This is a genomic window from Faecalicatena fissicatena (genome assembly GCF_016900595.1).
Classification (GTDB): domain Bacteria; phylum Bacillota; class Clostridia; order Lachnospirales; family Lachnospiraceae; genus Claveliimonas; species Claveliimonas intestinigallinarum.
In genome coordinates this window covers 197630-222128 of the sequence record NZ_JACLYY010000002.1, presented here as the reverse complement: position 1 = coordinate 222128, position 24499 = coordinate 197630, and the positions used below count along the sequence as shown (strand labels likewise).

Below are 24499 nucleotides of genomic sequence, written 5' to 3'. Positions count from 1 at the left end.
TCTCCTTCAAGTGTTGTATGATGAACAGTGGAAAAAGACAGAAAGGTTTAGGTTATGAAAGAGAAATTTGAGCATAGATTAGAACAGGCAGTGGGCGCTGAGAGGATTTTCCGCGAGGAGCCCATGAAGCTGCACACCACCTTCCGCATCGGGGGACCGGCGCAGTATCTGGTGGCGCCCCGCACAAAGGAGGAGGTGCAGGAGGTGGTCCGCCTCTGCAGGGAGGAGGGGATGCCCTGGTATATTATAGGAAACGGGAGCAACCTTCTTGTCTCGGATAAGGGATACAGAGGCGTGGTGATACAGCTCTTCAAGGATTTCGCTGACATCCGGACAGAGGGGACGAGGATCTTCGCGCAGGCCGGAGCCTCCCTGGCAAAGATCGCGGCGGAGGCTCTCAGGAACAGCCTGACCGGCTTTGAGTTCGCCGCCGGCATACCGGGAACCCTGGGCGGCGCCTGCATCATGAACGCCGGCGCCTACGGCGGTGAGATGAAAGATGTGCTGGAGTCTGTCACTGTCCTTGACGGCCAGGGGGACATCCGGGTGCTGCCAAGGGAGGAGCTGGACATGGGCTACCGCACCAGCCGGGCGGCCCGGGAGGGCTATATCGTCCTGGAGGCGGTGATCGCCCTGGAGCCGGGAGATGAGTCAAAGATCCGGGAAAAGCTGGAGGATCTGAAGGAGAGGCGCACCAGCAAGCAGCCCCTGGAGTATCCAAGCGCGGGGAGCACCTTCAAGAGGCCGGAGGGCTACTTTGCCGGCAAGCTGATACAGGATGCGGGCCTGCGGGGCCTGCGCGTAGGGGATGCCATGGTGTCGGAGAAGCACTGCGGCTTTGTCATCAACTGCGGAAGCGCTACCGCGGCGGACGTGGACAGGCTGATCCGTCAGGTACAGGAGCGTGTGAGAGAAAACTCCGGAGTGACGCTGGAGCCGGAGGTAAAGAGACTGGGAGAGTTTTAGACATGAGATTTATCATTGTGACCGGAATGTCGGGGGCGGGGAAGAGCACAGCCCTCAAGATGCTGGAGGATGCAGGCTACTTCTGCGTGGACAATCTGCCTGTGCAGCTTGTGCCCAAGCTGGGGGAGCTGCTCATTGTGCCGGGGACGGAGATTAACAAGATCGCCCTGGGCATGGACATCCGCAGCGGCCAGGGGATCGACGACCTGGAGCAGTCCCTGGAGGCCCTGGACCGGATGAAGATCAAGTACGAGGTGCTGTTTCTGGAGGCCTCCGACGAGGTGCTGATCAAGAGGTACAAGGAGACCCGGCGCAGCCATCCCCTGGCCGGGGGCGGCCGGGTGGACGAGGGCATACGCAAGGAGAGGGAGAAGCTGGCCTTCCTGAAAAAGAGGGCGGACTACCTGGTGGACACCAGCCGGATGCTCACAAGAGAGCTGCGGGCAGAGCTGCACAAGATCTTTGTGGAGAACAAGGACTACAAGAACCTCTACATCACCGTGTTGTCCTTTGGATTTAAATACGGGCTCCCAAGCGACGCGGATCTGGTATTTGATGTGCGCTTTCTGCCCAACCCGTACTATATCGATGAGCTGAGGCCCAAGAGCGGGCTTGATCCGGAGGTGCGGGACTACGTTATGTCCAGCGACACGGCCCGGCAGTTTCTTGACAAGCTGACGGACATGATCCGCTTTCTGATCCCCAATTATGTGTCTGAGGGGAAGACACAGCTTGTCATCGCCATCGGCTGCACGGGAGGAAAGCACCGGTCTGTCACGCTGGCGGGCGCCCTCTACGGGGAGCTGGCCAGGGAGGAGCAGGACTACGGCATCAAGATCGAGCACAGGGACATCGGCAAGGATGCGGTGACAAAGGGAAAATAGCAGCGGAAAACGCGGAGAAAAGAAGCAGGGATAGATATGTCATTTTCAGGCAAAGTGAAAGAGGAGCTGGCGAGAGTGTGTCCCAGAGCCAGGCACTGCAGGCTTGCGGAGCTCGCCGCAATCACAGGCATGTGCGGGGAGTGGAGAGAGGAGGAGGGCTGTCTGTCCTTCCTTGTGCACTCGGAAAATATTGCCGTCGTGAGAAAATGCTTTACATTGATCGAAAAAACCTTTAATATAGGTAATGAAATTGCTGTCCAGACAGCGGTGCGCAGAAATATGCACAAGGACAGCAGCGTATACTATTTGTGTGCGTCCGGGGAATGTCTGCGGGCTGTGCGCCACGCGGACGTGCAGGCGGTCTGCTGTAAGAGGGCTTACCTGCGCGGCGCTTTCCTGTCTTCAGGATCCATGAGCGACCCCGGAAAATCCTATCACTTTGAGATTGTCTGTAATACTTTGGAAAAAGCGCAGTATCTTCAGCAGCTTATGCAGGACTTCGGCCTGGAGGCCCGCATTGTGAGAAGGAAAAAGAACATTATCGTATACCTGAAGGAGGGTGACCGCATCGTGGACGCCCTGAACGTGATGGACGCTCCGGTGGCTCTGATGGAGCTGGAGAATGTCCGGATCCTGAAGGATATGCGCAATAATGTGAACCGGAAGGTAAACTGTGAGACAGCCAATATCAACAAGACAGTCTCTGCCGCAGTTAAGCAGAGGGATGATATTGAATACATCCGCGACACGGTGGGACTTTCAGGATTGCCGGACGGACTGCGGGACGTTGCCCTTACACGCCTCGCATATCCCGATGCATCATTGAAGGAGCTGGGAGAGCTCCTGGAGAACCCGGTGGGGAAATCCGGAGTGAACCACAGGCTCAGGAAGTTAAGTGAAATGGCAGATAAGTTAAGGGATAGCAAGGAGGTACAATATGATCAAGAAACCAGTGACAATTAAACTTAGGGACGGTCTTGACGCAAGACCGATCGCGCTGCTTGTGCAGGAAGCCAGCCAGTATTCCAGCCATGTGTACATAGAGGTGGCTGACAAGAAGGTGAACGCCAAGAGCATTATGGGTATGATGAGCCTGACCATGGGCGAGGGCGATGAGTTTACAGTTGTCGCGGATGGCGAAGACGAGGAAGCGGCAGTAGCTGGCGTGGAGAGATTTCTCTCGGAGCAGAAATAGATGAAATAAAAGATCTGTAAAGGGAAAGGGCATTTTGTAAATGCCCTTTTTTGGCCTATGCAGACAGCGGAAGGGGAGACAGAGATGAAGAGACTGTTGTTTGTGTACAACCCCCATGCGGGGAAGGGGCTCCTGAAGCCCAAGGTATCGGATATTATCGATATTTTCGTGAAGGCGGGCTACGAGGTGACGGCCTATCCGACCCAGGCCTACCACGATGCCTACAGGAAGATACGGGAATTCACGGACCACTATGACCTGGTGGTGTGCAGCGGTGGCGACGGCACCATCGACGAGGTGGTGACCGGCATGATGGCCAGGGAGGACAGGGTGCCCGTGGGCTATATCCCCACCGGGACCACCAATGATTTTGCCCACAGCCTTAAGATCCCCAGGGATATACTGGCCGCTGCGGACAACGCTGTGAACGGGCAGGCGTTTCCCTGTGATGTGGGACAGTTTAACGACGGCATTTTCGTGTACATTGCGGCCTTTGGCCTGTTCACGGATGTCTCCTACCAGACCAACCAGACGGCCAAGAACATACTGGGGCATCTGGCCTATGTGCTGGAGGGGACAAAGCGGCTCTTCAACATACCCTCCTACCGGATCAAGGTGACTCACGACGGAGAGGTGATCGAGGATGAGTTTATTTACGGCATGGTGACCAACTCCCGCTCTGTGGGAGGCTTTCGGAACATGGTGGGAAAGAACGTGTCCTTTGACGACGGCGTCTTTGAGGTGACCTTGATCAAGATGCCGAAAAACCCCATTGAGCTGCAGGAGATCATCACAGCTCTTCTGACCGAGCAGACCAACGGCAAGCACATGTATTCCTTCAAGAGCGGCCATCTGGTCTTTGAGTCCCTGGAGGAGATCCCCTGGACACTGGACGGGGAGTTTGGAGGAGACCACGATGTGGTGGAGATCCACAATCTCCAGAAGCAGCTTCAGATCATGGTGCCGGCAAAGCATATAGCCGAGCTGTCAGAGGCCGGGAAAGCGACGGAGGAGCAGGTGGAAGAGAAGGGGAAGGAACCGTAGAGGTTTCCCCCCTCTTTTGCGGCTTTTTTCACGACTGAAAAAATTTTTGAAAAAAATGAAAAAAATGCTTGCAATCTGTCGGGATGTTTGATATTATAATCAGGCAGCAAGCAATACGGCTCCGTGGTCAAGAGGTCAAGACGCTAGCCTCTCACGCTGGAATCAGGGGTTCGATTCCCCTCGGAGTCACTGAAGGATCTTCGAAGTGCAGTCATGCAGTCTCGAAGATCTTTTTTTGTTGTAAGGGGCATTCGCCCCCTGCGGAAAACGCTCCGCCTCAGAGGCGGGCAGGACAAAAGAAGAAAGGAAGAAAATGAAGAAGTTTATCGAGGAATTCAAGACATTTGCCCTCCGGGGAAATATGATGGATATGGCCATTGGTGTCATTATCGGCGGTGCCTTTTCCGGGATCGTCACATCGCTCACGGACAATTTTATCAACCCCATCCTGAATGTGGTCACAGGGGGACAGCTGTACAGCCTGCAGGATGTGGCAGGATTTGCCTCTGCCTTTCTGTCCTCTCTGGTCAATTTCTTTATCATGGCGTTTGTGCTGTTCTGCCTGCTGAAGGGAGTCAATAAGCTGATGAGCCTTGGGAAAAAGCCGGAGGCGGAGACGGCGCCGACAACAAAGAAATGCCCCTACTGCATGAGCGAGATCGATATTGCGGCAACCCGCTGCCCGCACTGCACTTCTCAGCTTGCGGAATAATACGGCGAGAGGCCCGCAGACACTGTGAATGTCTGCGGGCCTCTCAATGTATATCATGAAATGAGTAAAGAGTGGAGCATATTTATACGGACTCGGCAATCTCCTTTGTGATCCTCAGGAATTTGTCGATGTCCTCTGTGCCGTGGCAGTGAAGCGGTGATACGCGGATCGCTCCGGGAATCCCCAGCGTATCCACGATCCTCTTGGAGTACATGCTGCTTCTCACGCGCTCAAATACGGTGACGCCGCGCTTCATGTACTCGACCACGCAGTCGGGGTAGTCGATCCCCTTGATGCCCATGGCAACGATCAGGTCTTTGTATGTAAGGTCTTCCATGTCCACGTAAACCTCCACGTTCGGGATGTGGCGAAGGCCCGGGGTCCCCGGGGTTCCCTCCAGCATACGGTACAGAAGAGCACGCTCCTGCATATGGATGCGGGTCATGCCCTCCACAAAGAGCTCGCGCTTGTCCTGGCTGTGGATGAAATGCTCGCCGATGGAGCATACATAGTCGATGACAGCCATCATGGCGGCAAAGTTGCCGGGGGTAGGTGTTCCCAGCGCCCACACGTTGGCGTCCTTGAAGGTCAGCTTGTGGTGCATCATGGTAGCTACCCGGTCAGATACGTAGGCAAATCCGCAGCCTCTCACGCCGAAGAATTTATAGGGCGCGATGTTGGCGGCGTCCACGCCCCAGTCCTCCACGTCGATGACAGCGTGGGGCGCGTGCTGCACAGTATCCGTGATCACATAGCACTCCGGGTTGACTTCCTTTACCCTGCGAACGATCTCCTTGATGTCCATGATGTTTCCGGAAATATTGGAGGCGGCCATGATGCTGACAAGACAGGTGTCCTTGTCTACATATTTCATCACTTCGTCCGCGTCAATTCCGCCGGTGGTCCTGTTGGCCGGAACCTCCCGGAACTCTCTTCCTGTCTTTGTGCAGGCGTACTCGACAGCATCGTGTGCTGACGGGTGCTCCAGGCAGGATGTAACAGCATTTGTTCCCCATTTTACATTGCTTAAGATGACATCCACGATCTGGAACATAGTCTGGGAAGCGGACAGCTCTGTCACGAGAGCGCCGCTCTTCGCGCCGAAGATAACCTCCAGTATTTCCTTTGTTCCCTCGGATACATAGTGAGCCAGCTTCAGCCCTCTGGCATAGTTCCTCTCCGGGCAGTCCGGAAACTGCTCTGCAGCCATCTTGGCCTCAACGGCTGCTTTCAGGCGAAGTGATCCGCCGGAGTTCTCAAAGAAAAGACGGGGTCCGTAGAGCGGATCCGCATCAGCGTAACAGAACTGAGCTTTCAGGTGTTTCTGATAGTCTTCCGGGAATAAAATTCCATGTTCTGCGTTCATAGTTTTTCCTCCTTTTCATCAGGATTAAGTCCCCTTTGTTTGTTGCCTTTATCATATCATGCACAAAAAAAATTGTGAAATGAATATTTTTGTTGTATAATATTGAAAAAATTTATATTTGCCGGCGCAAAAGGAGGGGAAGAACATGAACTTGGCGGAGATTGAGACGTTCCTGATGATCGTAAAGACAAAAAACATTACAAAGACAGCGGAAAATCTGTTCCTGTCCCAGCCCACCGTGAGCCACAGGCTGAAATCCCTGGAGGATGAGCTGGACGTCAAGCTCATCACAAGAAAGAAGGGCTATAAGCAGATTGAGCTGACCACCCAGGGGGAGGAGTTTATCCCCATTGCGGAGCGGTGGGTCTCTATCTGGCAGGAGATGCAGCTTCTGAAGCATACCCAGGACAGGCTGTACCTGACAGTGGGGTGTACGGATACCATGAACAGCGCCATTTTTTTTGACCTGTACAGGCAGATCTTAAAAGAGAAGGATCATGTGATAAACCTTCATATTAAAACGCACTACTCCTATGAGCTCTATGGTCTCCTGGAGAACCACGAGATCGACATCGGTTTTGTGTATCACCATCTCCACTTTAAAAATATCGTGACAGAGCCCATCATGAGGGAGAAAATGTACATCCTCCAGTCCCCGCGGATGGCGTCCCAGCAAAACGCTATCCACACGGACGACCTGGATCCCCAGAAAGAAATTTTTGTGAGCTGGGAGGCCAACTATCAGATCTGGCATGACCAGACCATCAGCAAAGGAGAGTGGCCCAGGATCCAGGTGGACACCTTTGAACTCCTCTTCCACCTGCTGTCGGACGAGACGCTGTGGGCCATCGTGCCCATTTCCGTAGCGGAGCGGATCGCCAGCCTGCGGCCGGTCCATATCAGCGAGATTGCCAACAGCAGCCCTCCCCCGGAGAGGATCACCTACAAGATCAAGCACAAGTATCCGAACGAGGCCACTCTGAAGGCGGTGAACGCCTTTGAGAAGAAGATCAGCGCCTATCTGCGGACAAAGGACTGGGGCTTTGTGGGCAAATAGAGGGAGAAATATAGAAAAAATTAATATATTCCACAAAAATAATTTATTTTATGAAATAAAACCCTTGTGCTATACTGTAAATAATTAATAAAGAAACGTGTAAATTGAACGAGAAATTAAGACAATTTACCGAAAGAAAGCAAAACGTAAACAAACGAAAGGAGCGGAGGAGATGGAGGCTAAATTTCTGATGGGCGGCGACAAATCGGTGTACGTTCAGCTCGGCGACGAGATCAGTCTGGATGTCAACCAGAAGGTGCGCGGCCTGATGCACAATCTGGAGGCAAACCCCATTGAGGGAGTAGTTGAGATGGTGCCTACCTATGCGGCGCTGCTCATTCACTACAGACCCGAGAAGATTCTCTACGATCAGCTTGTGGAGGAAGTGAAAAAGCGCATGGCAGATACCGGGGAGGCGGACGAGGCGTCCCAGATCGTAAAGGTGGTGCCCATCTGTTACGACAAGGAATTCGCGCTGGATCTGGAGGACTGCGCTAAATTTGAGAATGTTTCTGTGGAGGAGTTTATCCGGATGCATACAGAGCACGAGTATTACGTGTATATGCTGGGATTTGCGCCGGGACATGCCTACATGGCCAGGTTTGAGGAGCCCTTCCACTTTAAGAGGAGAGAATCGCCGCGTGTGAAGATCAACGGCGGTTCTATTGTGGTGGGCGAAAATCTGTCCAACCTGATCCCCTTTGACCAGCCCTGCGGATGGAACGTGGTGGCCGCCACGCCCCTGAAGGTCTGTGACTACACAAAGGAGGATCCCTTCCTGGCACATGCCGGAGACTGGGTGAAATATCAGCCTGTCAGCAGGAAGGAGTACGACCAGATCAAGGCGGATGTGGAAAGAGGAACCTATAAGCTGGAAACATATGCGAAAAAGGCGGTGAAATAAAAGATGGGAATTGTTGTTGAAAATCCAGGAATACAGACGACCGTACAGGATGAGGGACGTTTCGGATATCAGCAGTACGGCGTGTCGCCGGCAGGGCCTATGGATACAAAGTCCTTTTTCCTTGCCAATATCTTAGTGGGAAACAAGAGAGGGGAGAGCGCCCTTGAGATGACCTTTATGGGACCCACATTAAAGTTTGAGAAAGACAATATCATTGCGGTGACAGGCGCCAATGTGTCCCCCACTGTGAATGGGGAGCCGATCCCCATGTACCAGGCGGTACCGGTCCATGCGGGAGACACCGTCGCCTTCGGCGTGGCCACCGGCGGGGCGAGAGCCTACATAGCATTTGCGGGAGGGCTGGACGTCCCGGTTGTGATGGGAAGTAAGGCTACTCTGATGAGGAACAAGATCGGAGGCGTGGAGGGCCGCAAGCTGGAAAAGGGAGATGCCATCGGCTTTGTGAACCCCAAGACCAGTCTTCCGAAGATGGAGCTGCGAAAGCTGGAGCCGGAGAAATTCCCCCAGAAGGACATCACCCTGCGGGTGGTGACAGGCCCTCAGGACACGGCCTTCTCAGAGGAGGAGGTGCGCAAATTCTTCTGGTACAGCGCCACTATCACCAACGAATTTGACAGGATGGGATGCAGGCTGGAGCGGGAGGAGCCGCTGCACCACATCAAGGATGGAAACACCATCTCAGACGGTATTGTCTTCGGCTCCATCCAGGTGCCCACCAACGGGCAGCCCATCATCATGCTGGCGGACCGGCAGACGACCGGAGGATACACAAAGATCGGAACCGTCATCTCTGTGGATCTGCCCAAGCTGACCCAGAGCGTGCCGGGATACAAGGTACACTTTGTGAGGGTGGGCATCCAGCTGGCACAGGAGCTGTACCTGCGCCAGTTAAAGGAGCTGAAAAATCTGGAGAGATATCTGGGACAGAGAAGCTGACGGACACTGCCGCCGCATAGCGGCAGACACATAGAAGGGAAAGAAGGAAATGAAGCTTGAGAAGATCACGGCCCTGCTCCACGAGGTGGACAGGACAGGCGTGACAGAATTTGAGGTACAGGACGGGGACTTCCGCCTCTCCATCCGGAAGACGGCGGCGGCCGCGGATGGGGAGAACACATGCCAGACGGCCTCCGGGGCTGTGAGCCCGCAGGAGGCGCCCCGGGAGCAGGAGGCGGTGTCCATCCAGGAAGGGACCATTATCCGCTCGCCTCTTGTAGGCATCTTCCACGCCTCCGACAGCCAGAGCACGGAGCCCCTTGTGACAGTGGGCAGCAGAGTCGAGCAGGGACAGGTAATGGGAGCGATCGAGGCAATGAAGATGATGAACGACGTGGTGGCAGGATGCGACGGAACTGTGTCCGAGGTGCTTGTGAAGGACGGAGACCTGGTAGAGTACGCACAGCCTCTCTTCGTCATTGAAGGATAGGGAGCAGGGAAAAGATGTTTCGAAAAATACTGATTGCAAACAGGGGCGAGATCGCCGTGCGCGTCATCCGGGCCTGCCGGGAGATGGGCATCCGCACTGTGGCGGTGTACTCCGAGGCGGACGAGGACGCCATGCACGTGAGGCTGGCGGACGAGGCGGTCTGCATCGGGCCGGCGGCGCCCTCGGCCAGCTACCTGGATATGGACCGGCTTATCAGCACGGCCCTGGCCACAAAGGCGGAGGCCATCCATCCGGGATTTGGCTTTCTCTCGGAGAACGCGGCTTTTGCGGACAAATGCGCCAAGTTTGGCATCGCGTTTATCGGACCCTCCGGTGAACTGATCGACAAGATGGGAAATAAATCCGAGGCCAAGCACACCATGAAGGAGGCGGGTATCCCGGTGGTGCCGGGTACCGACAGCCCGGTGTACGAGGCGGGGGAGGCCCTGGAGGCTGCCGAGATCATCGGCTTTCCGGTCATGATCAAAGCCTCCGCGGGGGGCGGCGGCAAGGGTATGCGCCTTGCCTGGAACAGCCAGGAATTCCCGGCCCTCTTCCATGCGGCAAAGCAGGAGGCGGTGAACGCTTTCGGGGACGGCAGCATGTACCTGGAGCGGTACGTACAGTCTCCCCGCCACATTGAAGTCCAGATCATGGCCGACAAATTCGGCAATGTGGTCCACCTGGGCGAGAGGGACTGCTCGGTGCAGAGAAGGCACCAGAAGATGATAGAGGAGTCGCCCTGCGCCTTCATCTCCCCGGAGACGAGGGAGCGGATATGCGCCACAGCAGTGCAGGCGGCGAAGGCTGTGGGCTATGAGAACGCGGGGACCATCGAGTTCCTTCTGGATCAGTCCGGCGAGTTCTTCTTTATGGAGATGAACACAAGGATCCAGGTGGAGCACCCGGTCAGCGAGCTGGTATCCGGCGTGGACCTGATAAGGGAGCAGATTCATGTGGCTGCAGGACTTCCGCTGAGCGTCAAGCAGGAGGATATCCTGTTCCGGGGACATGCCCTGGAGTGCAGGATCAACGCGGAGGATCCTATACATAATTTCATGCCCTGCCCGGGGACAGTGGAGAAGCTCTACCTGCCGGGAGGCAACGGGGTGCGGATGGACACGGCCATTTACCCCGGCTACACGATCCCGCCCTACTATGACTCCATGATCGTCAAGATCATTGCCTACGACAGGGACAGGATGAGCGCCATCCGGAAGATGATCAGCGTTCTGGGAGAGTTCAGGATCAGGGGCGTGACCACCAACCTGGATTTCCTCTACGATGTGCTCAATCATCCGGATTTCCAGAGCGGTATGTTCAGTACAGACTTCATAGAGAGACACTATGAGCTGTAGGATATAGAGTCACTATCAACAAGAGGCCGGACATCGGGCCGGCAAAGTTTCAAGACAAGAAAGGAAGAAATGAGTATGAAGATCGTAGTATTAGACGGCTACACATTAAATCCGGGAGACATCTCCTGGGAGGGGATGGAGGCATTTGGCGACCTGACAGTCTATGATAGGACAAAGGCCGAGGACGTGGCAGAGCGCATCGGCGACGCGGAGGTTGTCTACACAAACAAGACTCCCATCACAAAAGAGACGCTGGACGCCTGCCCTAATGTGAAATTTATCGGCGTGCTGGCTACCGGCTACAACATCGTGGACACGGCGGCTGCAAAGGAAAAGGGTATTCCGGTATCCAATATCCCTACATACGGGACAGCGGCTGTATCCCAGTTCGCCATCGGACTTCTCCTGGAGCTGTGCCACCACATCGGAGAGCACTCTGACGCGGTAAAGGCCGGCGAGTGGACAAGCAATCCGGACTGGTGCTTCTGGAAATATCCCCTTGTGGAGCTGGACGGCAAGACAATGGGTATCATCGGATTTGGCCGCATCGGACAGGACACAGGAAAGATCGCCCAGGCTCTCGGCATGAAGGTGCTGGCATACGACTCCTTCCCGAAAAAAGAGCTGGAGAGCGAGACCTGCCACTACGCGGATCTGGACACAGTGCTTGGGGAGTCCGATGTGATCGCCCTTCACTGCCCGCTCTTCCCGGACACAGAGGGCATTATCAATAAAGACACTATCGCAAAGATGAAGGACGGCGTTATGATCATCAACAACTCCAGAGGGCCGCTCATTGTAGAGCAGGATCTGCGGGACGCCCTTGACAGCGGAAAGGTGGCAGGAGCTGCCGTGGACGTTGTATCCACAGAGCCCATCCAGATGGACAACCCGCTGATCGGAGCGAAGAACGTGATCATCACCCCCCACATTTCCTGGGCTCCCAAGGAGTCAAGACAGAGGCTGATGGACATCGCGGTTGACAACCTGAAGTGCTACGTGGACGGCAAACCGCAGAATGTCGTAAATGCATAAATAATTTCAAGACGGATGCAAACACAGCAAAACAAAAAAGAAAGGATGGAAAAAACTATGTATCAGGTGGATTTGAACAGCGACATGGGTGAGAGCTTCGGCGCTTATAAGCTGGGCGGCGATGAGGAGATCATCAAGTACGTGACAACAGCAAACGTGGCCTGCGGATGGCATGCAGGAGATCCCATGGTAATGGACAAGACAGTCCGCATGGCAAAGGAGCAGGGCGTTATGGTAGGCGCTCATCCGGGCTATCCGGATCTGATGGGCTTTGGACGCCGGAAAATGGTCCTGGCTCCCGCTGAGATCAAGAACTACGTGAAATATCAGATCGGAGCTCTCTCCGCCTTCACACGGAGCTACGGAATGAAGCTGCAGCATGTGGCTCCCCACGGCTCCATGGGAAATCAGTGCCAGTATGACGAGGAAGTATCCACAGCGATCGTGGACGCCATCTGCGAGGTGGACAAGGACCTTATCGTCTACTACTGCGCAGGCGCTGTCTTAGGACAGATCGCTGAGAGCAGAGGACTTCGCACAGCCTCCGAGATCTTCGCTGACAGAGCCTATATGGACGATCTCTCCCTCGTCCCGAGAAAGATGGAGGGCTCCATGATCACAGACGAGAACATTGCCATTGACAGATGCGTGCGCATGATCAAGGAAGGAAAGGTTACATCGATCAACGGAAAGGATCTGGACATCAAGGGCGACACGCTGTGCGTACACGGCGACGGGCCGAAGGCTCTGGCGTTCGTTCAGAAGATCCGTGAAAGATTTGCACAAGAGGGGATTGAGATCAAACATCTGTAAAAGACGTATCGTAAAGGAGTGAAGAACAAATGAGCAATACACAGAAAAAGGAAAAAATGTCCGTTGTCAAGAAGATGATCATCGCCCTGGTCGGCGGACTTGTAGTCGGACTGATCTTCATGTTTATCCGCAGCTCCCTGCTGGACTCCGGAAATGAAGGCACATGGGACATTATCAACAAGATCCTGTTCCAGGATATCACAGCAGCTGACGGAACCGCGGCGCTTGGTCTTTTCTACATCATCGGACAGCTCTTTATGAGGGGTCTGCAGGCAGCCATCGTACCGCTGGTGCTCTGCTCCCTGAGCCTTGCCATGTGCAGTATCTCCAGCTCCTCCAAGCTGGGAAGGATCGCAGGGCGCACAGTCCTTGGCTTTGTCTGCTTCTACATCGTGGGCGCCTTCTTTGCAGGCCTTGTGGCTTACGCTATGAAGACAGCCGGACTTTTCAATGTAGACCTGCCTGCTGAGGCGGTCACAGACGCGGCCACCATCGACCAGTTCAACCCGCTGGCCACCATCGTGACAGCCGTACCGTCCAACATCATCGAGTCCATGAGCAGCAACAACAGCATCCTGGCAGTTGTGGTAGTGTCCATCGTCATCGGCCTTTGCATGAACGTGCTGGGAGAGAAGACAGATCCCCTGAAGCATGTGCTGGAGGCGGGAAGCGAGGTCATCAACTTCTACCTGACCTTCCTCATCAACAAGGTGGGCCCTGTGGCTATCTTCTGTCTGGTATCCCGTACCTTCGCCATCTACGGCGCTGAGTACCTGGCGCCGGCGGCGGCCTACATCGTGGGCGCTATGATCACCCTGTTCATTCTGGTTGTGACCATCTACCCCATCGGTATCTGGCTGACAACAAGGCTGAACCCCTTCAAGTTCTTAAAGAAGATCGCCAAGGTAGGTGTGTTCGGATTTTCCACAAACTCCTCCGCGGCGACTCTGCCTCTGAACACAAAGACAAACCTGGAGGAGCTGGGCTGCAGCAACGAGATCACCAGCTTCGTGCTTCCCACAGGTATGACTATCAACATGAACGGAACCACTGTTATGCACATGTTCGCAGTGACCTTCATCGCCACAAGCGCGGGCATCGATGTGACACCGGCCAACCTGGTCGTTGTGGCCTTCCTCTCCATCTGCGCGGCTATGGGCTGCCCGGCTATCCCGATCGCAGGAACGACCCTGATCGTGACCATCCTCTCCGGTATGGGCTGGACCTCCGATCTGTGCATGATCGCCTACGCCCTTGTCGTAGCTATCAACCGTCCTGTTGAGATGGCGCTCCTGCCTCTGAACGTGATCGGCGACGCTGCCACAAACGTCATCGTAAACGCCAAGGAAAAAGAGATCAACCTGGACGTATACAACAGCTAAAGAGACAGCTGATCAGACAACAACAAACAGTACATATGACATTTTTGGTCCCGGGGCCTTTGGCACCCTGGGACCCTTTGCGTACCTGGGAGGTCTGTGTTAAAAAAGATTGTCATTTTTATGTGATTGAGCTATAATAAAAAAAGCGAAGCCTGTACTGCCTTTGTGGGAGTACTCCCGGCAGTGCAAAATAAGGAAGTGGAGGAGACTATCATGTTAGTATCAGCAAAAGAAATGCTTGAAAAAGCAGTAGAAGGCCACTATGCGGTAGGCCAGTTCAACATCAACAATCTGGAGTGGACAAAATCCATCCTTCTGACAGCAGAGGAACTGAAATCTCCCGTGATCCTGGGCGTGTCCGAGGGCGCAGGAAAATATATGACAGGTTTCAAGACAGTTGCTGCCATGGTGAAGGCTATGATCGAGGAGCTGAACATCACAGTTCCGGTTGCCCTTCATCTGGACCATGGAACCTACGAGGGATGCTACAAGTGCATCGAGGCAGGATTTTCATCCATCATGTTCGACGGCTCCCACTATCCCATCGAGGAGAACGTAGCTAAGACAAAAGAGCTTGTTGCCGTATGCGCAGAGAAAGGACTGTCTCTGGAGGCAGAGGTAGGCTCCATCGGCGGCGAGGAAGACGGCGTTGTGGGAATGGGCGAGTGCGCAGATCCCCAGGAGTGCAAGATGATCGCTGACCTGGGCGTTACCATGCTGGCAGCCGGCATCGGAAACATCCACGGAAAATATCCGGCAAACTGGCAGGGACTCAGCTTTGAGACTCTGGACGCCATCCAGAAGCTGACAGGCAAGATGCCTCTCGTACTTCACGGCGGCACAGGTATCCCGGAGGATATGATCAAGAAGGCTATCAGCCTTGGCGTTGCAAAGATCAATGTAAACACAGAGTGCCAGCTCTCCTTTGCTGACGCTACACGTAAATACATCGAGGCAGGCAAGGATCTTGAGGGCAAGGGCTACGATCCCCGCAAGCTTCTGAAACCGGGCGCAGACGCGATCATGGCAACTGTAAAAGAGAAGATGGAGTTATTCGGTTCCGTAGGCAAAGCCTAAGAAGAGCCGGCCATATAGTAAGAAGAGCAAAGGTGTTCCGGTCCGGTGAGGGCCGGAGTGCCTTTTTCTGGTCATACAGGGAAAGAAAGGATACTAAATAAAATATGAGCGAATTGATTAATATTGCGGAGATCTTTGGAGAAAATGTATTTGACGACGCAACCATGCAGGAGCGCCTGCCGAAGAAGGTCTATAAAGATCTGAAGAAGATGATCGAGGAGGGCAAGGAGCTTGACCTTGCCACCGCGGACGTCATTGCCCATGAGATGAAGGAGTGGGCCATCGAGAAGGGAGCCACCCACTACACCCACTGGTTCCAGCCTCTGACAGGGACCACGGCGGAGAAGCACGACTCCTTTATCTCCGCTCCTATGGAGAGCGGAAAGGTCCTGATGAGCTTTTCCGGAAAAGAGCTGATCAAGGGCGAGCCGGACGCCTCCTCCTTCCCCTCCGGCGGACTGAGAGCCACCTTTGAGGCCAGAGGCTACACAGCCTGGGACTGCACCTCTCCCGCCTTTGTGCGCAAAGACGCGGCGGGGGCCACGCTGTGCATCCCCACAGCCTTCTGCTCCTACACAGGAGAGGCCCTGGACCAGAAGACCCCTCTTCTGCGCTCCATGGAGGCGATCAATGAGCAGTCTCTGCGGCTGATCCGCCTGTTCGGCAACAATACAGCGAAGAAGGTGACTCCCTCCGTGGGCGCGGAGCAGGAGTATTTCCTGGTGGACGCCAAGAAGTTCCACGAGAGGAAGGACCTGATCTACACAGGCCGCACCCTCTTTGGCGCCATGCCGCCCAAGGGGCAGGAGCTGGACGACCACTATTTCGGCACCATCCGCCAGCGGATCGCGTCATTCATGAAGGACGTCAATGAGGAGCTGTGGAAGATGGGCGTGACAGCCAAGACCCAGCACAATGAGGTGGCGCCGGCCCAGCACGAGCTGGCTCCCATCTACGCCAAGGCTAATGTGGCGGTGGACCACAACCAGATCATCATGCAGACGCTGAAGCGGGTGGCCTCTGAGCACGGCATGAAGTGTCTCCTCCACGAGAAGCCCTTTGCCGGCGTCAACGGCTCCGGTAAGCACAACAACTGGTCCCTTACCACGGACGAGGGCAAGAACCTGCTGGATCCGGGGCGGACACCCCACGAGAACATCCAGTTCCTTCTCGTCCTCACCTGCATCCTGAAGGCGGTGGACGAGCACGCGGCCCTTCTGCGGGAATCCGCCGCTGACCCGGGCAATGACCACAGACTGGGAGCCAACGAGGCGCCTCCGGCCATCGTGTCCGTTTTCCTGGGCGAGCAGCTGGAGGACGTGCTGGAGCAGCTGATCACCACCGGTGAGGCCACCCACAGCCTGAACACCGGAAAGCTGCAGACCGGCGTGCGCACCCTGCCGGATCTGGCAAAGGATACCTCTGACAGGAACAGGACCTCACCCTTTGCCTTTACAGGAAATAAATTCGAGTTCCGTATGGTTGGCTCCAGAGACTCCGTGGCAGCCTCCAACATTGTCCTCAACACCATCGTGGCGGACGCCTTTGCCCAGGCCTGCGATATCCTGGAGAAGGCGGAGGATTTTGAGAAGGCGGTTCACGACCTGATCAAGCAGTACGCCACAGAGCACTACCGCATCGTGTTCAACGGAAACGGCTACGCGGACGAGTGGATCCAGGAGGCCGCAAGAAGGGGGCTTCCCAACATCCGCTCCATGGTGGACGCCATCCCGGCTCTGGTGACAGAGGACACCATCTCCCTCTTTGAGAAATACCACGTATTTACCCGGGCAGAGCTTGAGTCCCGGGCGGAGATCAAGTACGAGAATTACGCGAAGGCCATCAACATTGAGGCAAGGACCATGATCGACATGGCCAGCAAGCAGATCATCCCGGCCATCATCAGGTACACGAAGACCCTGGCGGACACAGTGAACTCTGTGCGTGAGGCCGGGGCGGACTTCTCCGTGCAGGCCCAGCTCCTGGGCCAGATCTCAGAGCTTCTGGCGGAGACAAAGAAGGCTCTGGACGTGCTGGTGAAGGAGACAGAGACAGCGGCAGCCATGGAGGAGGGCGAGGCCCAGGCCAGATTCTACCACGACACCGTGTTCCCGGCTATGGAGGCGCTCCGCGCTCCGGTGGACAGCCTGGAGATGATCGTGGACAAAGAGGCATGGCCCATGCCGTCCTACGGCGACCTCATGTTTGAGGTGTAGAGGTACAGTGTGACTTCCCGGAACAGTACTTTATAAAACAATAATTCATAAAGTTATAATAAAATGTTCATAGCCCTGCACTTGGAATAGCATGACAGATATGCTATCCTAGGTGCAGGGTATTTTGTGCCCGGGAAAGGACCGGCACATGCAGGAAGAAAAGGGCAGGAGGACAGGCGCATGACAAGACAGGAATTTCTGACAAGGCTGAGGGAGGCTCTGGAGAGCGAGCTGGACCGAAGGACTGTGCAGGAAAATGTGGACTATTACAATTCCTATATTATAGAAGAGACGGCAAAGGGAAGACAGGAGAGCGATGTGATCGCGGAGCTGGGAGATCCCTGGGTGATCGCCCGCTCTGTCATCGGCATGACCAGTGACGGGCTGGGGGCCGGGACTGCCTATGATGGGGACCCCGGCGCCGGGAGAGGCCGGGACAGCGGAAGGCAGAGCAGGCAGGAGGGCAGCGCTTCCATCCTTGGGGCCTGGTGGAAGAAGGCGCTTTTTGTCCTGGGCATTATCGGCGTGTTCCTCATTGTGATCGCGGTGATCGGTGGGATTTTTTCCCTGCTGATGCCCATTCTTGTGCCGGTGCTGGCGGTTGTGCTCATCCTGCGGCTGCTGGGCGGTACGAGGCGGTGAGAACAGGCTCGGAGAAAAGGCCCGATTTGGGGCGGTTGAAAATAAAAGACAAAAGTAAAAGACCGATGGGGGAGCCATCGGTCTTTTGAGGGGAGTATAAATAATTAATAAGGGGTTGTAGAAAGTATTCTTTCTACATGCATAAGTATAATATACTGAACTGGAAAAAGCAAGAAAAAAATTAAAAAAAACTTAATATATAAAAAGACACATAGAAAGCCTGTTTTCGGACACACTAACAGTGTACCAAATGAACAGGAGGAATGAAATATGGCAAAGAATTGCAATAATTCAAACAACATGGGAAATTCTGAAAATGCATATGAGTCCAAGAAGAACGGGTACAACAAGAACGCGTCTAAAAACTCTTATGACAGAAACGCGTCCACGAAAAATGCATCCGGAAAGAACGCATCCAAAAACAAGACAACGGACAGCTACAATTACAGCGACACGACAGACAACTACTAGAGGGCTGTCAGCAGGAACCAGGGCGGGGATCTCAGGCGGGATCCCCGCTTTTTCATTGACAAATCCCTTTTTTGACCATAAGATGTAAGTTATAGATCAGTATATGGAGAGAAATATGGAAAGAATAGAATTGATCGCGCCCTGCCATTTCGGCCTGGAGGCGGTGCTGAAAAGAGAGATACAGGATCTTGGATACGAGATCTCCGGGACAGAGGACGGCAGAGTGACATTTTACGCGGACACGGCCGGCATCTGCCGGGCCAACATTTTCCTGCGGACAGCCGAGAGGGTGCTGCTCAAGGCGGGGGAATTCAGGGCGGAGACCTTTGACGAGCTGTTTGAGAGAACCAGGGAGATTCCCTGGGAGCGCTACATACCCGCTGACGGGAAATTCTGGGTGGCCAAGGCGGCCTCTGTGAAGAGCCGGCTGTTCAGCCCCTCGGACATTCAGTCCATCATGAAGAAGGCCATGGTCCGCAGGCTCCAGGAGCACTACCACACGGACTGGTTTCAGGAGGACGGAGCGGCCTACCCCCTGCGGGTGTTCCTGAAGAAGGACGTGGTCACAGTGGGTATCGACACCTCCGGCGTGTCTCTCCACAAGCGCGGGTACAGGGAGGTGTCGGGAAAGGCACCCATCACGGAGACGCTGGCGGCGGCGCTGATTATGCTGACGCCCTGGAGGGGAGACCGGATTTTGGTGGATCCCTTCTGCGGCAGCGGCACATTTCCCATAGAGGCGGCCATGATGGCGGCGGACATCGCGCCGGGCATGAACCGCTCCTTCACGGCGGAGGAGTGGACCAACCTGATCCCTCGGAAGGCATGGTATGAGGCGGTGGATGAGGCCTCCTCACGCATACGGGACGATGTGGAGACGGACATCCAGGGCTACGACATTGACGGCTCTGTCATAAAGGTGGCCAGGCGGAACGCCCGGGAGGCGGGAGTGGACCATCTGATCCATTTCCAGGAGCGGGACGTGAGGGACTTAAGCCACCCGAAGAAGTACGGCTTCATCATCACCAATCCGCCCTACGGGGAGAGGCTGGAGGACAAGAGGGATCTCCCGGATCTGTACCGGGCCTTTGGGGAGAGCTTCCGGAGGCTGGACAGCTGGTCCGCCTATATGATCACAAGCTATGAGGACGCGGAGCGGTACTTTGGCAGGAAAGCCCAGAAAAATCGAAAGATCTACAACGGGATGCTGAAGACCTACTTCTATCAGTTTCCGGGGCCGAAGCCGCCCAGGAAAAATCTGTAACGAGAAGGCGCGGCGCGAAAGGAAGCGCGGCGCAGCACAGGAAAGCGAGGCACAGCAGCAATGAAAAAAATCATATTTGCCACAGGCAATGCAAATAAAATGGTGGAGATCCGCCAGATCCTCTCGGATCTTGGCATGGAGATCCTCTCCCAGAGGGAAGCCGGGATCGAGGCGGACCCGGAGGAGAACGGATCCACCTTTGAGGAGAACGCCCTCATCAAGGCCAGGGCGGTGCGCAGGATCGCCGCCGGGATGGAGGAGAACCGGGACGCGATCGTCCTGGCCGACGACTCCGGCCTGGAGATCGATTACCTGAACAAGGAGCCGGGCATCTACTCAGCCCGCTACATGGGGACGGACACATCCTATGACATCAAGAACAGCGCTCTTCTGGAGCGGCTGGAGGGAGTCCCCGATGAGCAGCGGACCGCCAGGTTTGTGTGCGCCATCGCGGCGGAGTTCCCGGACGGGACGGAGGAAGTAGTGCGGGGCACCATGGAAGGCCGCATCGGTCATGAGATCATCGGGGAAAACGGCTTCGGCTATGATCCCATCTTCTTTCTGCCCCAGTACGGCTGCACCAGCGCACAGCTTCCGCCGGAGGAGAAGAACGCTCTCAGCCACAGAGGCGAGGGACTGAGGAAGATGAGGAAGATCATGGAAGAGAGGCTGTCAAATGAGGATACTGATCGTAAGTGATACGCACAAGGCCCACGGCAATCTGGAGAGGGCGCTGGAGAAGGAAGGCCCCCTGGATATGCTGATCCATCTGGGCGATGTGGAGGGAAAGGCAGATTACATCGAGGCGGTGGCCGGCTGCCCGGTACATATGGTGAGCGGGAACAATGATTTCTTTTCCGACCTGCCCTGGGAGGAGGAGTTCTTTATTGGGGACCACCATGTCTTCATCACCCATGGACACGGCTACTTTGTAGGTATGAACGAGGACCGGCTGAAGGCCGAGGCCAGGGGCCGGGGGGCTGACATTGTCATGTACGGCCACACCCATATGCCCGCCCTCACGGTGGAGCCGGATCTGATCACCCTGAACCCGGGGAGCATCTCCTACCCCAGGCAGAAGGGGAGAAAGCCCAGCTACATCCTGATGGAGGTGGACCAGGACGGGAAGGTCTCCTGTGAGATACGCTACCTGGGGTGAGAACCGGGGAAGAAAGCTGTGGACGGGAACCGCGGGTGACAGCCGCGCGGGAGCCCAATCTGAAAAAATAAAAAAAGTTGTTGACATCGGCAGCCTGTTCAGATATAATTATTATCGTGCCACGTGAGTGCGCACGGACGAATAGGCCTTCGGGGTGTGGCTCAGCTTGGCTAGAGCGCCTGGTTTGGGACCAGGAGGTCGCAGGTTCAAATCCTGTCACCCCGATCATGTGTGCGGGTGTAGTTCAATGGTAGAACACCAGCCTTCCAAGCTGGATACGTGGGTTCGATTCCCATCACCCGCTTTCTTGAGGCGATCAAGTGGACATGCCTTGAGATTTGTATTTGAGTCTGTAGCTCAGCTGGATAGAGCAACGGCCTTCTAAGCCGTAGGTCGAGGGTTCGAATCCCCCCAGGCTCGTTGACACGTTCACAGATAAGACAAAGTGTCATGGTTGTGGCGGGTCAGTCCATAATGCCTTGATAAGAGGCCTGGTGTATGGAAAGAATAGAAAATGGTGGGTATAGCGCAGTTGGTTAGCGCGCCAGATTGTGGCTCTGGAGGCCCAGGGTTCGAATCCCTGTATCCACCTTTACCCGAAAGGGCTATTGGGCTATCGCCAAGCGGTAAGGCACAGGACTTTGACTCCTGCATTCGTTGGTTCGAATCCAACTAGCCCAGTTTATATGTGCGGGCGTGTAGCTCAGGTGGTAGAGCACTTGACTTTTAATCAAGTTGTCCGGGGTTCGAATCCCCGCACGCTCACTGACACGCAGCCGGATGGCTGCGTTTTTTTATTCATCCTGCGGATGTGGCGGAACTGGCAGACGCGCCAGACTTAGGATCTGGTACTTCGGTGTGCAGGTTCGATTCCTGTCATCCGCATTTATTTTTTGAGCGGTCGGACGCTGCGGAACGCGGTGCCCGGCCGTTCTTCTGTTCTGGTGCTTGACAGCCGGGAAAATTAATGATATAAGAAGTATTGTTTGCTACTGTAAAATGAATGTAAAATTTCTTGTAAGAGAGGGCTGTAAAAGATGCACCGCAAATTCAGAACAGTCATGTTGATTATAGCAATGGCCATCATCTGTGTGGCCGCGCCTTCCAGCCTTTTTCTAAGAGGAGAGGCTTCAGATGTACCGCCCACCGGCACACACGCCGGTATCTGTCATATAGACAACTCCTGCGGGATGAGCCTGTATGACGTGTGTCTGGACGACAGCGCCCGCCATAAGACAAGGGGGACCCTGGTGAGCGCGGCGGCAGGGCGGACAAAGCATGGCGCTGGCAGAGGGCAGTGGCTGACATGGCTGTGCTGTCCTGCTCTGGCAGCTTTGTTCCTGTGCGCCCGCATGAGGAAAAAGGCGGTGCTCCTGAAACCGGACCCATATCTTCCTGCACGGTTTCTGTGCGATCTATTTATCCTGTATCAGAAAGATGGAAAAAAGAGAGAAGCTGTTTTGCTGACAATGTGACATCACTTGCAGAAAACAGGAGTAAAAAATGAAAAGCAGAATAACACTTATCGGATTTTTTAAGAGACAGCCTGCCGGGCGGCTGATAGCGATAGGCTTTGCCTCAGTGATCCTTCTGGGGGCCGTGCTTTTGTGTCTGCCTGTATCTGTGAAGGACGGAGCGCATGTGTCCTTCATCGACGCGCTGTTTACATCCACAAGCGCTGTCTGTGTGACGGGGCTGATCGCCATCGACACGGCGGACCATTTTACGGCCTTCGGGCAGGGACTGGTGGCTCTGCTGATACAGGTCGGCGGCCTGGGAGTGACCTCGGTGGGCGTGGGACTGATGCTGGCGGCAGGAAAGCGGGTGAGTATCAAGACAAGGCTTCTCGTGAAGGAAGCCCTGAACGTGGACAGTTACAAGGGGATGGTGCGCCTCATACGGTCTGTCCTCCTGATGACGCTTCTCTTTGAGGCGGCCGGGGCTATCTTAAGCTACCCTGTGTTCAGCCGGGACCATGAGCCGCTCCACGCGGTGGGGATCAGCATTTTCCACTCCATTGCGGCCTTCAACAACTCGGGATTTGACATCCTGGGAGGACTTCGGAACCTGACCATTTACCAGGACAGCGTCCTTCTGAACCTGACCACGGCCGGGCTGATCATATTCGGCGGCCTGGGCTTTCTGGTCATTCTGGACATTGCAAAGAAAAGGTGCTTTAAAAAGCTGTCCTTCCACTCCAAGGTGGTCATCTCCACCAGCATTGTGCTGATCATCGCAGGCACGCTGCTTTTAAAGGCCACGGAGGATATTTCCTGGCTGGGAGCGTTTTTCCAGAGCGTGTCGGCCAGGACGGCGGGATTTTCCACCTATGCCATCGGAGATTTCACGAACGCCGGACTTTTCGTCCTGTGCGTGCTCATGTTCATCGGCGCTTCGCCGGGATCCACCGGAGGCGGTATCAAGACCAGCACCTTCTTTGTGCTGTTCCAGGCGGCCAGGAGCGCATGTGTGAAGAAAAATGTCTGCGCGTTCCGGAGAAGTATTTCCCGGCAGAATATTTCAAAAGCCAGCATGATCACTGTGCTGTCCATGATGGTGGTGTGCGTGGCCACCTTCCTTCTGTGTGTGCTGGAGCCGGACCGCACGTTTATCCAGGTGTTCTTTGAGGTGGTGTCCGCTTTTGGAACGGTAGGACTTTCCACGGGCATCACGCCTGGCTTAAGTGTGGCGGCCAAGATCGTCATTATCTTTGTCATGTTTATCGGAAGGCTGGGAGCGTTTACGCTCCTCACTATCTGGATCAGCCATCCGGAACCGAAGATACGCTACTCAGAGGAGAATATTGCCATCGGCTGATAGAGGAGAAAAAATCATGAGGAAAAAATCGAAATTAACATACGGAGTCATTGGTCTGGGACGCTTCGGCATGGCACTTGCCGTGACGCTGGCAGAGTCCGACAATGACGTCATCGTCATGGACCGGGAGAAGAGCTCCATACGGGAAATGCGAAATTATACAGACTATGCCTTTGTGACAAATGACCTGAGCATGGAGGCGCTGAGGGAGGCGGGTATCCACAACTGCGACGTGGTCATCGTCTGCATTGGCGAGAAGGTGGATGTCAGCGTCCTGACTACCATGAGCGTGATAGAGATGGGAGTTCCCAGGGTCATCGCCAAGGCGCTGTCGCCGGAGCAGGGCGCTGTGCTGAAAAAGCTGGGCGCCGAGGTGGTCTACCCGGAGCGGGATATGGCACTGCGTCTGGGACGCCGGCTTCTGTCCGGGAATTTCCTGGACTATATCCCCCTGGACCACAGCGTGCAGATCACACAGATCCGCATCCCGGAGAGGATGGTGGGAAAAACCGTGGAGCAGATCCAGCTCCGGCGGAAATACGGCCTGAACATCATTGCCATAGAGAGCGGCAGCGAGACTACCATAGAGGTGCAGCCTGATTACCAGCTTAAGGACGGCGACATCATCGTAGTCATCGGAAAGGCTGACAATATCAATACATTTGAGGAAAGCCTGTAAACAGCAGGCGG

The 24499-nt window shown here is 55.1% G+C and carries 25 protein-coding genes and 8 tRNA genes; 32 read left to right on the top strand and 1 reads right to left on the bottom strand.

The window, feature by feature from the left end:
- The first annotated feature begins 54 nt into the window (after positions 1-54).
- The 7 genes from murB (at position 55) to mscL (ending at position 4801) form a co-directional block, all read left to right on the top strand.
- The gene (gene murB, locus H7U36_RS03200) at positions 55-966 is read left to right on the top strand and encodes a UDP-N-acetylmuramate dehydrogenase (RefSeq protein ID WP_205155695.1); all 912 of its coding nucleotides are present in this window, start codon (positions 55-57) and stop codon (positions 964-966) included.
- Positions 967-968: 2 nt separating this feature from the next.
- Complete coding sequence (rapZ, locus tag H7U36_RS03195) at positions 969-1850, top strand: RNase adapter RapZ (RefSeq protein ID WP_033124669.1); 882 nt, start codon at positions 969-971, stop codon at positions 1848-1850.
- Between the two features lie 36 nt (positions 1851-1886).
- A complete protein-coding gene (gene whiA, locus H7U36_RS03190; protein ID WP_087175516.1) occupies positions 1887-2813 on the top strand; it encodes a DNA-binding protein WhiA in 927 nt (308 codons plus the stop codon).
- Positions 2788-3045, top strand: coding sequence for an HPr family phosphocarrier protein (locus tag H7U36_RS03185; RefSeq protein WP_033124671.1), 258 nt, complete (start codon positions 2788-2790; stop codon positions 3043-3045). Before whiA ends, H7U36_RS03185 begins: the two co-directional genes overlap by 26 nt.
- A gap of 84 nt (positions 3046-3129) precedes the next feature.
- Positions 3130-4089, top strand: coding sequence for a YegS/Rv2252/BmrU family lipid kinase (locus H7U36_RS03180; protein ID WP_205155728.1), 960 nt, complete (start codon positions 3130-3132; stop codon positions 4087-4089).
- 117 nt (positions 4090-4206) lie between these two features.
- A tRNA-Glu gene (locus tag H7U36_RS03175) sits at positions 4207-4278 on the top strand.
- Between the two features lie 124 nt (positions 4279-4402).
- On the top strand, positions 4403-4801 hold the full coding sequence (mscL, locus tag H7U36_RS03170) for a large conductance mechanosensitive channel protein MscL (protein WP_205155694.1): 399 nt from the start codon (positions 4403-4405) through the stop codon (positions 4799-4801).
- A gap of 82 nt (positions 4802-4883) precedes the next feature.
- Here the strand turns inward: mscL and H7U36_RS03165 are convergent, their stop codons facing one another.
- Positions 4884-6167 carry an aminotransferase class V-fold PLP-dependent enzyme gene (locus tag H7U36_RS03165; RefSeq protein ID WP_087174785.1) on the bottom strand — a complete coding sequence of 428 codons (1284 nt, stop codon included), beginning with the start codon at positions 6165-6167 and terminating at the stop codon, positions 4884-4886.
- A 145-nt stretch (positions 6168-6312) separates the two neighbouring features.
- Here H7U36_RS03165 and H7U36_RS03160 point away from each other — a divergent pair, with 145 nt between their 5' ends.
- From H7U36_RS03160 to H7U36_RS03040, 25 genes are all read left to right on the top strand, one after another.
- On the top strand, positions 6313-7224 hold the full coding sequence (locus H7U36_RS03160; RefSeq protein ID WP_205155693.1) for a LysR family transcriptional regulator: 912 nt from the start codon (positions 6313-6315) through the stop codon (positions 7222-7224).
- A 172-nt stretch (positions 7225-7396) separates the two neighbouring features.
- Complete coding sequence (locus tag H7U36_RS03155; protein WP_191429249.1) at positions 7397-8128, top strand: 5-oxoprolinase subunit B family protein; 732 nt, start codon at positions 7397-7399, stop codon at positions 8126-8128.
- Positions 8129-8131: 3 nt separating this feature from the next.
- Positions 8132-9085 carry a 5-oxoprolinase subunit C family protein gene (locus tag H7U36_RS03150; RefSeq protein ID WP_205155692.1) on the top strand — a complete coding sequence of 318 codons (954 nt, stop codon included), beginning with the start codon at positions 8132-8134 and terminating at the stop codon, positions 9083-9085.
- A gap of 49 nt (positions 9086-9134) precedes the next feature.
- On the top strand, positions 9135-9575 hold the full coding sequence (accB, locus tag H7U36_RS03145) for an acetyl-CoA carboxylase biotin carboxyl carrier protein (RefSeq protein ID WP_087174789.1): 441 nt from the start codon (positions 9135-9137) through the stop codon (positions 9573-9575).
- Between the two features lie 14 nt (positions 9576-9589).
- Positions 9590-10933 (top strand): acetyl-CoA carboxylase biotin carboxylase subunit, encoded by a 1344-nt coding sequence (gene accC / locus H7U36_RS03140; RefSeq protein ID WP_087174790.1) that lies wholly within the window; start codon positions 9590-9592, stop codon positions 10931-10933.
- A gap of 75 nt (positions 10934-11008) precedes the next feature.
- Entirely contained in the window at positions 11009-11968 is a 960-nt protein-coding gene (locus H7U36_RS03135) for a D-2-hydroxyacid dehydrogenase (protein ID WP_087174791.1), read from the top strand.
- Positions 11969-12025: 57 nt separating this feature from the next.
- Complete coding sequence (locus tag H7U36_RS03130) at positions 12026-12781, top strand: LamB/YcsF family protein (protein WP_087174792.1); 756 nt, start codon at positions 12026-12028, stop codon at positions 12779-12781.
- Positions 12782-12810: 29 nt separating this feature from the next.
- Positions 12811-14163 (top strand): dicarboxylate/amino acid:cation symporter, encoded by a 1353-nt coding sequence (locus H7U36_RS03125; RefSeq protein WP_205155691.1) that lies wholly within the window; start codon positions 12811-12813, stop codon positions 14161-14163.
- Positions 14164-14376: 213 nt separating this feature from the next.
- On the top strand, positions 14377-15240 hold the full coding sequence (fba, locus tag H7U36_RS03120) for a class II fructose-1,6-bisphosphate aldolase (RefSeq protein WP_033124688.1): 864 nt from the start codon (positions 14377-14379) through the stop codon (positions 15238-15240).
- Positions 15241-15344: 104 nt separating this feature from the next.
- Entirely contained in the window at positions 15345-17456 is a 2112-nt protein-coding gene (locus tag H7U36_RS03115) for a glutamine synthetase III family protein (protein ID WP_033124689.1), read from the top strand.
- A 180-nt stretch (positions 17457-17636) separates the two neighbouring features.
- Positions 17637-18098 (top strand): DUF1700 domain-containing protein, encoded by a 462-nt coding sequence (locus H7U36_RS03110; protein WP_033124690.1) that lies wholly within the window; start codon positions 17637-17639, stop codon positions 18096-18098.
- Positions 18099-18368: 270 nt separating this feature from the next.
- Entirely contained in the window at positions 18369-18569 is a 201-nt protein-coding gene (locus H7U36_RS03105; RefSeq protein ID WP_033124691.1) for a hypothetical protein, read from the top strand.
- A gap of 115 nt (positions 18570-18684) precedes the next feature.
- Complete coding sequence (locus H7U36_RS03100) at positions 18685-19833, top strand: THUMP domain-containing class I SAM-dependent RNA methyltransferase (RefSeq protein ID WP_033124692.1); 1149 nt, start codon at positions 18685-18687, stop codon at positions 19831-19833.
- A 60-nt stretch (positions 19834-19893) separates the two neighbouring features.
- Positions 19894-20532 carry an RdgB/HAM1 family non-canonical purine NTP pyrophosphatase gene (rdgB, locus tag H7U36_RS03095; RefSeq protein ID WP_033124693.1) on the top strand — a complete coding sequence of 213 codons (639 nt, stop codon included), beginning with the start codon at positions 19894-19896 and terminating at the stop codon, positions 20530-20532.
- Entirely contained in the window at positions 20510-20992 is a 483-nt protein-coding gene (locus H7U36_RS03090; RefSeq protein WP_033124694.1) for a metallophosphoesterase family protein, read from the top strand. Before rdgB ends, H7U36_RS03090 begins: the two co-directional genes overlap by 23 nt.
- Positions 20993-21142: 150 nt before the next feature.
- A tRNA-Pro gene (locus H7U36_RS03085) sits at positions 21143-21217 on the top strand.
- Positions 21218-21225: 8 nt separating this feature from the next.
- Positions 21226-21296: transfer RNA gene (locus H7U36_RS03080), tRNA-Gly, on the top strand.
- Positions 21297-21338: 42 nt separating this feature from the next.
- Positions 21339-21412: transfer RNA gene (locus tag H7U36_RS03075), tRNA-Arg, on the top strand.
- A gap of 97 nt (positions 21413-21509) precedes the next feature.
- Positions 21510-21583: transfer RNA gene (locus H7U36_RS03070), tRNA-His, on the top strand.
- 18 nt (positions 21584-21601) lie between these two features.
- A tRNA-Gln gene (locus H7U36_RS03065) sits at positions 21602-21673 on the top strand.
- 11 nt (positions 21674-21684) lie between these two features.
- Positions 21685-21757, top strand: a tRNA-Lys gene (locus tag H7U36_RS03060).
- 40 nt (positions 21758-21797) lie between these two features.
- Positions 21798-21877, top strand: a tRNA-Leu gene (locus H7U36_RS03055).
- Between the two features lie 176 nt (positions 21878-22053).
- Entirely contained in the window at positions 22054-22467 is a 414-nt protein-coding gene (locus H7U36_RS03050) for a hypothetical protein (RefSeq protein ID WP_205155689.1), read from the top strand.
- A 28-nt stretch (positions 22468-22495) separates the two neighbouring features.
- The gene (locus H7U36_RS03045; RefSeq protein ID WP_033124696.1) at positions 22496-23809 is read left to right on the top strand and encodes a TrkH family potassium uptake protein; all 1314 of its coding nucleotides are present in this window, start codon (positions 22496-22498) and stop codon (positions 23807-23809) included.
- 16 nt (positions 23810-23825) lie between these two features.
- Positions 23826-24488: a potassium channel family protein gene (locus H7U36_RS03040; RefSeq protein WP_076780409.1), complete on the top strand. Its 663-nt coding sequence runs from the start codon at positions 23826-23828 to the stop codon at positions 24486-24488.
- Positions 24489-24499 lie beyond the last annotated feature (11 nt).

Excerpts from the sequence above, each read along its gene's own strand:
- H7U36_RS03125 (WP_205155691.1), top strand. The coding sequence starts at position 12,811 with ATGAGCAATACACAGAAAAAGGAAAAAATGTCCGTTGTCAAGAAGATG.
- H7U36_RS03100 (WP_033124692.1), top strand. The coding sequence starts at position 18,685 with ATGGAAAGAATAGAATTGATCGCGCCCTGCCATTTCGGCCTGGAGGCG.
- mscL (WP_205155694.1), top strand. The coding sequence starts at position 4,403 with ATGAAGAAGTTTATCGAGGAATTCAAGACATTTGCCCTCCGGGGAAAT.
- H7U36_RS03180 (WP_205155728.1), top strand. The coding sequence starts at position 3,130 with ATGAAGAGACTGTTGTTTGTGTACAACCCCCATGCGGGGAAGGGGCTC.
- H7U36_RS03090 (WP_033124694.1), top strand. The coding sequence starts at position 20,510 with ATGAGGATACTGATCGTAAGTGATACGCACAAGGCCCACGGCAATCTG.
- H7U36_RS03155 (WP_191429249.1), top strand. The coding sequence starts at position 7,397 with ATGGAGGCTAAATTTCTGATGGGCGGCGACAAATCGGTGTACGTTCAG.
- H7U36_RS03045 (WP_033124696.1), top strand. The coding sequence starts at position 22,496 with ATGAAAAGCAGAATAACACTTATCGGATTTTTTAAGAGACAGCCTGCC.
- H7U36_RS03150 (WP_205155692.1), top strand. The coding sequence starts at position 8,132 with ATGGGAATTGTTGTTGAAAATCCAGGAATACAGACGACCGTACAGGAT.
- accC (WP_087174790.1), top strand. The coding sequence starts at position 9,590 with ATGTTTCGAAAAATACTGATTGCAAACAGGGGCGAGATCGCCGTGCGC.
- H7U36_RS03110 (WP_033124690.1), top strand. The coding sequence starts at position 17,637 with ATGACAAGACAGGAATTTCTGACAAGGCTGAGGGAGGCTCTGGAGAGC.
- whiA (WP_087175516.1), top strand. The coding sequence starts at position 1,887 with ATGTCATTTTCAGGCAAAGTGAAAGAGGAGCTGGCGAGAGTGTGTCCC.
- H7U36_RS03185 (WP_033124671.1), top strand. The coding sequence starts at position 2,788 with ATGATCAAGAAACCAGTGACAATTAAACTTAGGGACGGTCTTGACGCA.
- H7U36_RS03135 (WP_087174791.1), top strand. The coding sequence starts at position 11,009 with ATGAAGATCGTAGTATTAGACGGCTACACATTAAATCCGGGAGACATC.
- murB (WP_205155695.1), top strand. The coding sequence starts at position 55 with ATGAAAGAGAAATTTGAGCATAGATTAGAACAGGCAGTGGGCGCTGAG.
- H7U36_RS03115 (WP_033124689.1), top strand. The coding sequence starts at position 15,345 with ATGAGCGAATTGATTAATATTGCGGAGATCTTTGGAGAAAATGTATTT.
- rapZ (WP_033124669.1), top strand. The coding sequence starts at position 969 with ATGAGATTTATCATTGTGACCGGAATGTCGGGGGCGGGGAAGAGCACA.
- H7U36_RS03105 (WP_033124691.1), top strand. The coding sequence starts at position 18,369 with ATGGCAAAGAATTGCAATAATTCAAACAACATGGGAAATTCTGAAAAT.
- H7U36_RS03050 (WP_205155689.1), top strand. The coding sequence starts at position 22,054 with ATGTTGATTATAGCAATGGCCATCATCTGTGTGGCCGCGCCTTCCAGC.
- H7U36_RS03160 (WP_205155693.1), top strand. The coding sequence starts at position 6,313 with ATGAACTTGGCGGAGATTGAGACGTTCCTGATGATCGTAAAGACAAAA.
- H7U36_RS03130 (WP_087174792.1), top strand. The coding sequence starts at position 12,026 with ATGTATCAGGTGGATTTGAACAGCGACATGGGTGAGAGCTTCGGCGCT.
- H7U36_RS03165 (WP_087174785.1), bottom strand. The coding sequence starts at position 6,167 with ATGAACGCAGAACATGGAATTTTATTCCCGGAAGACTATCAGAAACAC.
- accB (WP_087174789.1), top strand. The coding sequence starts at position 9,135 with ATGAAGCTTGAGAAGATCACGGCCCTGCTCCACGAGGTGGACAGGACA.
- rdgB (WP_033124693.1), top strand. The coding sequence starts at position 19,894 with ATGAAAAAAATCATATTTGCCACAGGCAATGCAAATAAAATGGTGGAG.
- fba (WP_033124688.1), top strand. The coding sequence starts at position 14,377 with ATGTTAGTATCAGCAAAAGAAATGCTTGAAAAAGCAGTAGAAGGCCAC.
- H7U36_RS03040 (WP_076780409.1), top strand. The coding sequence starts at position 23,826 with ATGAGGAAAAAATCGAAATTAACATACGGAGTCATTGGTCTGGGACGC.